The sequence below is a fragment of the Stutzerimonas nitrititolerans genome (assembly GCF_003696285.1).
In the GTDB taxonomy this organism is placed as follows: domain Bacteria; phylum Pseudomonadota; class Gammaproteobacteria; order Pseudomonadales; family Pseudomonadaceae; genus Stutzerimonas; species Stutzerimonas nitrititolerans.
Genome location: NZ_RFFL01000002.1, coordinates 406,996 through 418,598 on the forward strand (window position 1 = coordinate 406,996; position 11,603 = coordinate 418,598).

Genomic DNA, 11,603 nt, shown 5'->3' on the forward strand with positions numbered 1-11,603 from the left:
GCTTTTTGTGGGAGCCGCGCCCTCGCGGCGAATGCAGGCGATAGCCTACCAGCAGAGACAGCGCTTCGCGCCGAGGTCGGCGCTCCCACAAAGGCAAAAGCCCGCACCGCTTTGGTGGGCGCGCCCCGTGGCGAACGGAACCACCGTTTGGCCAGAAGCGCAGAGAACATTGTCAGAGCAACCGAAAGGAGAATGTGAAGTGAACCCTGTACACACCGACCATTACCCTTCGCGCCAGCACGACGAACCCCGCTGGCAGGAGCGTCTGGATCCGGTTGTCTACCGCAGCGACCTGGCCAACGCGCCGATCTCCGCCGAGCTGATCGAACGCTTCGAGCGTGACGGTTACCTGGTCATCCCCAACCTCTTCAGTGCCGAGGAAGTCGCGTTTTTCCGCGAAGAACTCGACCGGATGCGCCAGGACCCGGCCGTCGCCGACTCCGGCAAGACCATCAAGGAACCCGACAGCGGCGCGATCCGCTCGGTGTTTGCCATCCACAAGGACAACGCCCTGTTCGCCCGCGTCGCGGCGGACGAGCGCATCGCCGCCGTCGCCCGCTTCATTCTAGGCGGCGACATCTATGTGCATCAGTCGCGGATGAACTTCAAACCGGGCTTCACCGGCAAGGAGTTCTACTGGCACTCGGATTTCGAGACCTGGCACGTCGAGGACGGCCTGCCGCGCATGCGCACCCTCAGCTGCTCGATCCTGCTGACCGACAACGAGCCGCACAACGGCCCGCTGATGCTGGTCCCCGGCTCGCACAAGCAATTCATCAGTTGCGTGGGCGCCACCCCTGAAAATCATTATGAAAAGTCGCTGCGCAAGCAGGAGTTCGGCGTGCCGGACCACGACAGCCTGACCCGGCTGGCCGAGCGTCATGGTATCGACACCGCCACCGGGCCGGCGGGCAGCGTGCTGTTCTTCGACTGCAACACCATGCATGGTTCGAACAGCAATATCACGCCGAGTGCGCGCAGCAATCTGTTCTATGTCTACAACCATGTGGATAATGCGGCCCAGGCGCCGTTCTGCGGGCTCGCACCACGCCCCGACTTCGTTGCCGAGCGTGAGGATTTCACGCCGCTGCAGATCCAGCCACAACGCTATCTCTGAATCCTCCAGGTCCGGCCCGCTACTGCGGGGCCGGCCTTGCTTGGCCTGCAGAAGCCGGCCCAGGGATGAAATTCACCCCAAGACGGGACGTTGAATCGATGCATACCGTAGAAAAGATCGGCGGCACCTCCATGAGCCGCTTCGACGAGCTACTCGACAATATCTTCATCGGCCAGCGCGAAGGCGCCCAGCTGTACCAGCGGGTCTTCGTGGTTTCGGCCTACAGCGGCATGACCAACCTGCTGCTGGAACACAAGAAGACCGGCGAGCCGGGCGTCTACCAGCGCTTCGCCGACGCGCAGAACGAAGGCGCCTGGCTCGAGGCCCTGCAGACCGTGCGCCAGCGCATGCTGGAGAAGAATGCCGAACTCTTCTCGGGCGACTTCGAGCGTCACGCCGCCGACCAGTTCATCAACTCGCGCATCGACGATGCCCGCGAGTGCATGAGCAGCCTGCAGCGCCTGTGCGCCTACGGCCACTTCCAGCTCAGCGAACACCTGATGAAGGTGCGTGAAATGCTCGCCTCGCTGGGCGAAGCGCACAGCGCCTTCAACGCCGTGCTGGCGCTCAAGCATCGCGGCATCAATGCGCGCATGGTCGACCTCACCGGCTGGCACTGCGACTCGCCATTGCCCTTCGAGGACATGGTTCGCGAGAGCTTCGAAGGCGTCGACCTGAGCCGCGAACTGGTGATCGCCACCGGCTACACCCATTGCGCCGAGGGCCTGATGAGCACCTTCGACCGCGGTTACAGCGAGATCACCTTCGCCCAGATCGCCGCCGCCACCGGCGCGCGCGAAGCGATCATCCACAAGGAATTCCACCTGTCTTCGGCGGACCCGAACCTGGTCGGCGCCGACAAGGTGGTGACCATCGGCCGCACCAACTACGACGTTGCCGACCAGTTGTCCAACCTGGGCATGGAGGCGATCCACCCGCGCGCCGCCAAGACCCTGCGCCGCGCAGGCATCGAGCTGCGCATCAAGAACGCCTTCGAGCCCGAGCACGCCGGCACCCTCATCAGCCAGGACTACAAGAGCGAGAAGCCCTGCGTGGAGATCATAGCCGGGCGCAAGGACGTCTTCGGCATCGAGGTGTTCGACCAGGACATGCTCGGCGACGTGGCCTACGACATCGAGATCACCAAGCTGCTCAAGCAGCTCAAGCTCTACGTGGTGAACAAGGATTCGGACGCCAACAGCATCACCTACTACCTCTCCGGTTCGCGCAAGCTGATCAACCGCGCGGCCAAGCTGATCGAGGAGCACTATCCGGCGGCTGAAGTGACCGTGCACAACGTGGCCATCGTTTCGGCGATCGGCTCGGACCTCAAGGTCAAGGGCATCCTGGCCAAGACCGTCGCGGCGCTGGCCGAGGCCGGTATCAGCATCCAGGCCGTGCACCAGTCGATCCGCCAGGTGGAGATGCAGTGCGTGGTCAACGAGGAAGACTACGACGCCGCCATCGCCGCCCTGCACCGCGCGCTGATCGAGCCGGAAAACCACGGCGACGTGATCGCTGCCGCGTAACACCGGTCGCCTCGTCTGCACTTGGCCGCCGGACCCGAGCTACTCGGGCCCGGCAGTTTCCGCTATCAACGCACTGCGTTGAACGCTCGGGCCCTTCTGTCCCGAGCGCGACGCCTGCCACGCAGGCGCCGCCAACCCAGCACCACGCCGCTCAGGCTGATCAACAGGCCACCCAGGCTGAACGCGAGCATCAGCGCCTCGCGCAGGCGTGGCCGTTCCAGCAGCGGGAGCCAGTCCCAGCTGTGCAGCAGGTTGAATAGCCAGCGCTCCACCCGCTGAGCACGACCGAGCTGTTCGATCAGAGCACCGCTGTACGGGTCGATGTGCAGCCAGGTCGCCGCTTCATCGTCCAGCGCCACGCGCAACACCGGCAGCCGCTTGCGTTGATAGCCGTACATGCTCTGCTCGGCGCGCTGGAAATAGTAGAAATCGTGCCGTTGCAGCCAGCTGATGCCCGCCGAAGGGCCATCGGGGAGTTTGCGCACGGCCTGTTCGAGCAGCTCGGCCGGCAATTGCAGCATCACGGTAGCGCCAGGCTCGGCGGCAAGGATGCGGCTGGCGCCCTGGCCGTCATAGGCCACGCGATAGGTCTTGCCGGCCACCTGCTGCCAGTGCAGTTCACGCGGCGCGAAGCCGCTCTCGCGCAGCCTGGCAAGGGTTTCGGCCAAGGGCTGCGGATCGCTGTCGCGCGCCAGCGCAGCCTGGCGATAGGCACCCTGCAGGCTGGGCGCCGCGGTGAACAGCCCCCAGGGACGCATCGACATCAACCCGCTGAAGATCCAGGCGATCAGCAACGCACCGAACAACAGGCCACCGATGTGATGCCAGCGAGCGAAGCCCCCGGCATAGGGCGAACGCGAGCCGCTGCGGTAGGGCCTGGAAAAGCGCCAGCGCAGCACGCCGATCACCTGCCCCAGCAGCGCCATGGCGGTGGCGGCCAGCGACAGGTAGATGACGATCTGCGCCCACCAGGGGCTGTCGCGCAGCGGGTAAAGCCAGTGCAGCCAGGCGCCGAGCCAGTTCCAGGCTCGCTCGGCGAAGGTGGCGTCACGCACCACGGCACCCGTCTGGCCGGAGACGTACAGCAGTCGCCCCTCCGCATTCTCGATCCGGTGCAATGGCCGGTCGCCATCCAGCGCTCGCGAGCGGGTCCAGGCATCCTCCTGAATCAGGCCGCGGTGGTGCAACTCACCCGCCTGGGTGAACTGGCGGGCGCTGGCCAGCGCAGCCTGTTCGTCCACCTGGACGATGCGCTCGCCGCTACGCGCATCCACCGCAATGCGCCTACCACCGAAGTAGTCGAACAGATAGCGCGGCGCACCGGCGACACTGCTCAGGCGCGCCGCCAGCGGCGCATCGCTGCGTCCACTGGCCGCCAGCGCCTGGCCGAGACTGACGCAACAGCGCTCGCGCGGCAGCTCGGGCAGATGCGCCAGGTGTTCGGCCGGGGTCAGCTTGGGATAGCCCACGAACAGCATGACCATGCCCGAGACGAACCACAGCGCCATGAACAGGCACAGGCCGATGCCCAGCCAGCGATGCCAGAGGTAGAGGTAGCGCTTCACGGTCAGAACCTATAGTCCAGGGCCACGTCGAAGGTGCGCGGCGCACCCATGTAGTACTGGGTGCCGTAGGCCTGCCTGGCGTACACCTCATCGGTCAGGTTTCGCGCCCGTGCGGTCAGGCTGGTGTGCGGGTCCAGCTGGTAGCGGACGAAGGCGCCATACAGGGTGTAGGAAGGCGCCTCAAGGGTGTTGGCGTTGTCCGCATAGACCGAATCGACGTAACGCACATCCACACCGATTTTCCAGGCCTGGGCCAGCTCGTAGGTCAGCCAGGCATTGGCCACGCTGTCCGGAACGTTGACCGGGGTGTTGCCCTTGCGCGATACCGACACGCCGCCGACCGCCTCGTTGAATTCGTCGTACTCGGCATCGACATAGGCGTAGTTGGCCTCGGCCAGCAGCCTGGGCGTGAGTTGCAGCTTGCCGGCCAGCTCGATGCCGCGGGAAGTCTGCTGCCCGGCCTGCACCGTCAGGTTGGGGTCGTTGGAATCGCGTACGGCGAAGTCCCGACGCACGATCTGGTAGACGGCCACGGTCGCCGAGCCGCGTCCATCGAGAAAGTCGAACTTGCTGCCGACCTCCCATTGCTCGCCCTTGGACAGGTCGAACAAGCCAACGTTGGAGTAGGTCGCCGAGGCCAGCGAGCCGGCCGGCAAGTCCGCCGAGGTGCTGTACTGCGCATATAGGTTGGCGCTGGGCGTCAGCTCGTAGAGCAGACCGAGGCGCCCGCTCAGCGGCTCCCAGCTGCGCTCGAAGAAGGCCGGGCTGGTCGCCGACACCGGGCCGTAGTTGGTGACTTCCATGTTCAGATGGTCGTAGCGCAGGCCGCTGAGCAGCGACAGACGCTCGCTCAGTTGCAGGCGGTTTTCCAGAAACAGCGCCTGTGTATCGATCACGTGGCGGCGCTGTTTCTGCAGCCCGGCGGCCATGCCGGGAATTTCCAGAAAGCTGCCCGGATCGAAATGCTCCGGGTCGACCGGGTACAGCGAGCCGCCAGACCTGGGGTACAGCGTCTGGTGCATACGCGAGATATCGAAACCGCCCGCCCACTGGCTGTCCATGCCAAACAGGCTGTGCTGGTGGTTGAGCACCAGCCGGTTGCCCAGCACACTCTGTTCGTGACGCTGCAGATAGGCTCCGGAGCGCAGCACCTGGCTATTGTCGGCGTTGTAGGCATATTGTTCGAGATTGCGGTAGTCACGCTGGGCGTCGTAGTGGTACAGCGTGTTCTGCAGGCGGGTGGCGTCGCTCAGCCGGTAGTCGAGGATGGAACGCAGCCATTTCACCCGCTGCTCGTAGCGGCCATCGGCCACGTTGTAGTTCTCGAAACGGCGGCCTTCGTCGATCTTCATGCGCTCACCGACCGGCTGCAGGATGGGTGAGCCCCAGTAGGGGCTATCTTCCCGGTCCTCCAGGTATTCGAAGGCCAGCGTGTGGCTCAGGCTCGGGGTCAGGTCGCTGAGCAGGGAGATCGCCAGGCTGTCGGTGCTGCGCTCGTTGCGGTCGATGTAGCCGTTGCCCTGGCCATGGCTGTAGTCCAGGCGTACGAAGTTGCGCGCATCGAGGCCGCCGCCAAGGGCGCGGTTGATGCCGAAGGCGATCTCCGTTTCGTCATAGCTGCCATAGCTCAGGCGGCCATCGAATACTTCTTCCTCGCGGCTGGCCAGCTTCGAGATGTAGTTGATCGAGCCACCTACCGCGCCAGCGCCATAAAGGAACGTCGAGGGGCCGCCGATCAGTTCGACGCGGTCGATCACCCAGGCGTCCACCGGACGGGTGGCGCTGCTGTAGCCCAGGTTGATGCCGTTGAACAACTGGGTGATCTGGTTCTGGGTAAAACCACGGTAAGACACGAAGCCGCCGTAGCCAGGGTTGGCGGAGGCATTGATGCCAGTCATGCCGTTGATCACGTCCTGGGTATCCTTGGCGCCCCGTTGTTCGATCACGAAACGATCGGACACACTGACCGAAGCCGGCGTTTCACGCACGCTCAACCCCAACCGCGAGCCGGTTTCCACCGGCTGATCAAGCTTCAGCCCTGCCTCGGATAGAGCATCGGCGGTGACGGTATCGGCGGGCAGTTCCAGGGATGAATCTTCGGCACAGGCAAAACGACAGGCACCGACAAGCAGTGCCGTGCAGACAAGTCTCGTTGTCATGAGGCGATCCATAAGCATGAGCAGGACGCGGCAGTCGGCCGCAAGCGGCCAGCTGCCATGCAGTTCCGGCAGGCCATGGGAAGCAGCGGCGCTCGACCATGGGCGCTGAGAACGTCTCGAATCCGATCTCGTCTTGCCTGGGCCGCTTGCTCGCTACAGTTTCAATGGCCTGCTAGCTGTTGCGAATCGCTTCGGGGGAGGCGCGGGGGTTGATCGCCGGGCGCAGGTGGCGTGGCAGCGCAGGCACCCGATCGAGGCTGACTGGCACTGGCGGCGGAGCATGCGCAATGAACGCCATGCTCCAGTCCAGGCTGTTGATCGCCACGGCCGGCGCATACGAGGAGCACAACGGGCAGGTAAAAGCCGGCGTGTAGCTGTGGTGGGGTGTGGCGGGAGGCTCGCTGTCGGCGTGCCCGTGGTGGTGGTGCGAAAGGTTCGCTTCGGACAGTTGCGGTGGCGTATCACCACTGCCGTGCATCTGCCCGTGATGCAAACCGCAGGCGTACAGACTGAACAGAATGCAGAGCAGCAGCATTCTGATAAGGGTCGTTCGGTGGGCCATTGCGGTTTTCATGGGTGGGAAATCTAGCACTACAACCGCATACGGGTGCCGATGACTTCGACGAAAGGCGCCGCTGCGGCATCGTGTCGCGCACCGGCCATGCTGCCGCAACCATTGAGGATCGCGTGGTGGCCGTTAAAATTGCGCCTTTTCCCCGTTACGCAGAAGACTGCCATGAACCCGCCCTTGCGCTCCGAATTGCTGTCCCCGGCCGGCACCCTGAAATCCATGCGCTACGCCTTCGCCTACGGTGCCGACGCGGTGTATGCCGGGCAGCCGCGCTACAGCTTGCGGGTACGCAACAACGAGTTCGACCATGCCAATCTCAAGCTCGGCATCGACGAGGCGCACGCGCTGGGCAAGCAATTCTACGTGGTGGTCAATATTGCCCCGCACAACGCCAAGCTGAAGACCTTCATCAAGGACCTGGCGCCGGTAGTGGCGATGGGTCCGGACGCGCTGATCATGTCCGATCCCGGTCTGATCATGCTGGTGCGCCAGCATTTCCCGCAGATGACCATCCACCTCTCGGTGCAGGCCAACGCGGTGAACTGGGCCACGGTGAAGTTCTGGCACGCCCAAGGCGTGAGCCGGGTGATCCTTTCACGCGAGCTGTCGCTGGAGGAGATCGGCGAGATCCGCGAACAGGTGCCAGGCATGGAGCTGGAGGTGTTCGTCCACGGCGCGCTCTGCATGGCCTATTCCGGCCGCTGCCTGCTCTCGGGCTACATCAACAAGCGCGACCCCAACCAGGGCAGCTGCACCAACGCCTGCCGCTGGGAATACAAGACCCATGAAGCCAAGGAAAACGAGCTGGGCGAGGTGGTACACCAGTACGAGCCGATTGCCGTGCAACGCGCCGAGCCGACCCTCGGCGTGGGCAAGCCCACCGATGAACTGTTCCTGCTGGAGGATTCCAGTCGCCCCGGCGAGTTCATGGAGGTCAGCGAGGACGAACACGGCACCTACATCATGAACTCCAAGGATCTGCGCGCCGTGCAGCACGTCGAGCGTCTGGTACGGATGGGCGTACATTCGCTGAAGATCGAGGGCCGCACCAAATCCCACTACTATGTGGCGCGCACCGCCCAGGTCTACCGCAAGGCCATCGACGACGCGCTGGCGGGCAAGCCGTTCGACAAGTCGCTGATGGACACCCTCGAATCCCTCGCCCACCGCGGCTACACCGAAGGCTTCCTGCGTCGGCACGTGCATGACGAATACCAGAACTACGAGCGCGGCTTCTCACTCTCCGAACGCCAGCAGTTCGTCGGCGAACTGACCGGCGAACGCCGCAACGGCCTGGCCGAAGTGAAGGTGAAGAACCGCTTCGCCGTCGGCGACAAACTCGAGCTGATGACCCCTCAAGGCAACCTCAACCTGCGCCTGGAAAAACTGGAGAACAAGCGCGGCGAAGCCATCGAGGTCGCCCCGGGCGACGGCCACACCGTCTACCTGCCCGTGCCGGAAGATGTCGAACTGCAATACGCGCTGCTGATGCGCGAATTGGAGGGCGGGACGACGAGGGGGTGAGGCAGCGCGAGGATTGGTAGCCGTAGTTGCCGCAGCCGAACTGCCAAACCAAGCCCCGCGCTCCAAGTGTTTCGGTGGAGCCTACCTCAGCGAGCGCGCCGATAAGTTTCCGGCAATCCATCGAGCGCTGAAGCAAACGAGCGATTGTTTTTATACGTAGCTGGGTAAAGTTTTAGCATTGATCCCAGCCAGTCTCTCCGCTGCCTGGTTTTCTTTCAGCGCTCGCCATTGCGCCACCAACTCGGCCACGTCTGCCCGCTCCGCATGCTCGCCGAATACGCTGTGCGGCGTCACGAGACGCTCGGCTTGGGCCAGCAAACGCTGCTGCGCACGTGAGAGTGCCTGTTCTTGCTCGTCGCGCAGCCGTTCGCCCTTCTGGAGTGCATCGGCATAGATAGCCCGTAGTTCCAGATCGCTCTTGCCATAGAAACGCATGTCGCCGCTACGCCGGACTTCCCAACGAAATTCGTTGAAGGAACGTGGCTGCCAACTCTCGAGGAGTTGCTGAACACTCTTCACCTGAGCATAGATATCCCGGATTTCGCTGTCTGTGAACAAAGCTCCTGCACGTTTTTCGACGCTGTCATGCCAGCGCAGCAGCGTCGTCAGCGCGGCACGAGCGTAGCCGCTATCGCTGGAATGGTGGGATCCCGCCAGCGGAATGCGTTTCGGCATATCTCCATCCAGAGTGATTTCACCCACGTAGCGCGCGCAGGTTTGCTCGTCGATCAATGCGCAGCCTGGCTGCCAGAGAATGGCCGCCTCGCTTCCCCCGCCCGGCTTGCGCGGCATGAAGTGCTGCTGCTCACCATGGTGCTCATAGGGGTCGCCGTGCAGATTGACCAGCCCTGCCAGCAACAACACGATGCCTACCACCGGAGAACTGAAAAGCAACGCGGTACCGGACAGCGCCAGTTTCCACTCTGCATCCATCCAGGGTAGCGGCAAGGCGGGAATGGGATCATCGTGATTGACGATGCGATGGTGCGTCAGCGGCTGGGCGGCCTGAACGAACGCACGGTCGCCGGCGCGAGGTGCGCCGTAGGTGTAGAGAACAACATCGGGGCCGGAAGGTAAACAACGCAGCCATTCCGCCAGCAGCAGAGCAATGGCACCACCGAGGCTATGGCCGCAGACGATCAGGGTCTGTTCGCCGGTGTAAAAAGCTTCCAGGTAGCGTCTCACAAAAGGTTTCGCTGCCTGAAAGGCCTCGAAAAAACCGCGGTGAGCCTGGCCTTTACCATCATCGTAAGCTACTTGGCGTGCGTCCAGATCACGGGTGGTGTCGGCAAACATTTCCTGAGTTCCGCGCACCGAGATCAGCACGACATTGTCGTTATGAGTGATGAACGCCTGCGTACTAGAATCCTTGTCATAGAGGAAATGCACATCCTCTGGATTCTTCCACCCTTCCTCCGCTTCTTTCACGTAACGCTCAGGATCGTAGGGCGTTATTTCCAGACGTTTGGAATAGGGCACTTCCTCGCAAAGTAAATGGTAGGGTCCGGCCGTGTTGAACCGGGTCGGTTTGATCAACCGACCCAACTGGTTCTGCAGCACATGCCCGATGCTGCCGAGCAACGTGTAGGGCGGCGGCGAAGACTCATACAGATCTGCGGACGCCGGTTCCTGGCTGAAGGGGGCATAAGCAAAGGTGCTCATTAACGCCAGGTGATAAGCATTCAGTGCACAGAAGTCTTTCTCCCTCGAAAAAAGCGGACTGTAAGCACGCAACGCTTTAATTTCGAGCATGTAGCTGACCCCAGAAGGTAAGACCAGCCCAGCACTGTCTTTATCCAGACCAAGGTTTCGTTTAAGCATGGTCTCTGGGCGCGGCCCCCATGTCTCATCGGGCTCTGGAAGATGTTTCTTGGCCTCGGCAAAGTCGCTGACTTCCACGCGGAAAAAATGAGCTCTTTCTTGGTTAGCACGAGCCTCGGCTAGATAGGTCTCGCCGTTGGCACGGCGAGGGCCGGACGGAGATGATTCAGCTGCTACTTGCAGAGCAGTCAAGGGAAGCATGAACTTATCCCGACGGGAAATCCTCGCATACCACTCATCACTTCCCGTATAGGCAACTGATATTTGTAAAACAACCAGCCCACAATAAATCTGCTCTACGCAGGCATACCCTTCGCCATTCAACACACCCGTGTATTCTTGTCCCTGACTGTCCAGAATTTTGTAAGCAAGACCGGAAAAAGGTCTCCCGCTCCCGTGCTCATCTACTAACCGGAAGCTGATCCAGTCGCTGAGAAATGGGCATTCGAGCCGGACGGTATTAGCCGAGTCATTCATCCGTATATCACTCTGTGCAGTTTGGATAAACAGTACATTCGCGATCATTCATTCTGAACGTGCGGAACTGTGGCGGCTTGGTGCAAAGTTCTTCGAACCGAGTCCCCCAGCGTCCGGTGCAGGGTTTCCATCCCGTTGAAGTTTCTAACCAATAGCCATTTAGATATGGACGTTCTTTACCACTCAAGTCAAATCCCAACCGTACGGTCTTATCGGGCAAATCCTCACGCACCAGATAAGCGCCTGCCCCTCTACAGCTAAGTAGCTTAGAAATTTCTAAATAAAGTTTGCTGATTTGAAAAACCCATGTACATTTAGCTCTCTTGGTAAAAGTCCCATCAGCCTGGAATTCCGGGGCGCGTTCAGGAAGCTTATCGACCATCACCAATCCGCCATTATCATAAGTTTGTTGCCACTCCTTGCCACCATAACGGCCATATATAAACAGCGCGACTTTACTCAGTTGCATCTCGCAAAGCCCATCGCGGTAGCTGACAGGTATTTTGAAACGGTATTGGTGAGGAGCACTGTCGAGATTCGATTGGAACGTCTTGGCCTGCCAACGACCGTTACATTCGTTGGCAACGCTGTACTGCGCTTGCGCCTTGAGGGAAAAATTGGCCGGCAACTCGCCTTCCAGCGTGAAACTTTCGCCACCGAACGAACCAAGCGCACTGCAGGCACTCAAGGAAATACCCAACAGGCCAGGCCACAAAATGGCTTGGACATATGAAAACTTCAGGAGAAATTTCATTGCTGATGATCCCGTGCAATGACGCTGTTAGCAGCACTTGGCTGACTCTGGAGAAATGCACGTATCACTCTGTGCAGTTTGGATAA

Annotated in this window: 8 protein-coding genes; 3 read left to right on the forward strand and 5 right to left on the reverse strand. The window is 61.6% G+C overall.

Annotation, left to right across the window (positions count from 1 at the left end):
* The first annotated feature begins 199 nt into the window (after positions 1 to 199).
* Both thpD and EA795_RS03980 read left to right on the forward strand, forming a co-directional pair.
* The gene (gene thpD, locus EA795_RS03975) at positions 200 to 1,117 is read left to right on the forward strand and encodes an ectoine hydroxylase (RefSeq protein ID WP_058078402.1); all 918 of its coding nucleotides are present in this window, start codon (positions 200 to 202) and stop codon (positions 1,115 to 1,117) included.
* Between the two features lie 98 nt (positions 1,118 to 1,215).
* Positions 1,216 to 2,646: an aspartate kinase gene (locus EA795_RS03980; RefSeq protein WP_058074773.1), complete on the forward strand. Its 1,431-nt coding sequence runs from the start codon at positions 1,216 to 1,218 to the stop codon at positions 2,644 to 2,646.
* A gap of 65 nt (positions 2,647 to 2,711) precedes the next feature.
* On the opposite strand, the gene EA795_RS03985 is transcribed toward EA795_RS03980, so the two are convergent.
* The 3 genes from EA795_RS03985 to EA795_RS03995 form a co-directional block, all read right to left on the reverse strand.
* Positions 2,712 to 4,211 (reverse strand): PepSY domain-containing protein, encoded by a 1,500-nt coding sequence (locus EA795_RS03985; protein ID WP_122075678.1) that lies wholly within the window; start codon positions 4,209 to 4,211, stop codon positions 2,712 to 2,714.
* A 2-nt stretch (positions 4,212 to 4,213) separates the two neighbouring features.
* Positions 4,214 to 6,370, reverse strand: coding sequence for a TonB-dependent receptor (locus tag EA795_RS03990; RefSeq protein WP_122075680.1), 2,157 nt, complete (start codon positions 6,368 to 6,370; stop codon positions 4,214 to 4,216).
* A 172-nt stretch (positions 6,371 to 6,542) separates the two neighbouring features.
* Positions 6,543 to 6,905, reverse strand: coding sequence for a DUF2946 family protein (locus tag EA795_RS03995; RefSeq protein WP_058074776.1), 363 nt, complete (start codon positions 6,903 to 6,905; stop codon positions 6,543 to 6,545).
* 201 nt (positions 6,906 to 7,106) lie between these two features.
* Between EA795_RS03995 and trhP the strand changes: the two genes are divergently transcribed.
* Positions 7,107 to 8,465, forward strand: a complete 1,359-nt coding sequence (gene trhP / locus EA795_RS04000) for a prephenate-dependent tRNA uridine(34) hydroxylase TrhP (RefSeq protein ID WP_122075682.1) — start codon at positions 7,107 to 7,109, stop codon at positions 8,463 to 8,465.
* 150 nt (positions 8,466 to 8,615) lie between these two features.
* Here the strand turns inward: trhP and EA795_RS04005 are convergent, their stop codons facing one another.
* Entirely contained in the window at positions 8,616 to 10,811 is a 2,196-nt protein-coding gene (locus EA795_RS04005) for a lipase family protein (RefSeq protein ID WP_240644983.1), read from the reverse strand.
* Positions 10,771 to 11,517: a hypothetical protein gene (locus EA795_RS04010; RefSeq protein WP_122075684.1), complete on the reverse strand. Its 747-nt coding sequence runs from the start codon at positions 11,515 to 11,517 to the stop codon at positions 10,771 to 10,773. Before EA795_RS04010 ends, EA795_RS04005 begins: the two co-directional genes overlap by 41 nt.
* Positions 11,518 to 11,603 lie beyond the last annotated feature (86 nt).

What these genes read in the sequence shown, in the direction of transcription:
- EA795_RS03980 (WP_058074773.1), top strand. Translation starts at nt 1,216, where the DNA reads ATGCATACCGTAGAAAAGATCGGCGGCACCTCCATGAGCCGCTTCGAC.
- EA795_RS03990 (WP_122075680.1), bottom strand. Translation starts at nt 6,370, where the DNA reads ATGACAACGAGACTTGTCTGCACGGCACTGCTTGTCGGTGCCTGTCGT.
- EA795_RS03995 (WP_058074776.1), bottom strand. Translation starts at nt 6,905, where the DNA reads ATGCTGCTGCTCTGCATTCTGTTCAGTCTGTACGCCTGCGGTTTGCAT.
- trhP (WP_122075682.1), top strand. Translation starts at nt 7,107, where the DNA reads ATGAACCCGCCCTTGCGCTCCGAATTGCTGTCCCCGGCCGGCACCCTG.
- EA795_RS04005 (WP_240644983.1), bottom strand. Translation starts at nt 10,811, where the DNA reads ATGATCGCGAATGTACTGTTTATCCAAACTGCACAGAGTGATATACGG.
- EA795_RS04010 (WP_122075684.1), bottom strand. Translation starts at nt 11,517, where the DNA reads ATGAAATTTCTCCTGAAGTTTTCATATGTCCAAGCCATTTTGTGGCCT.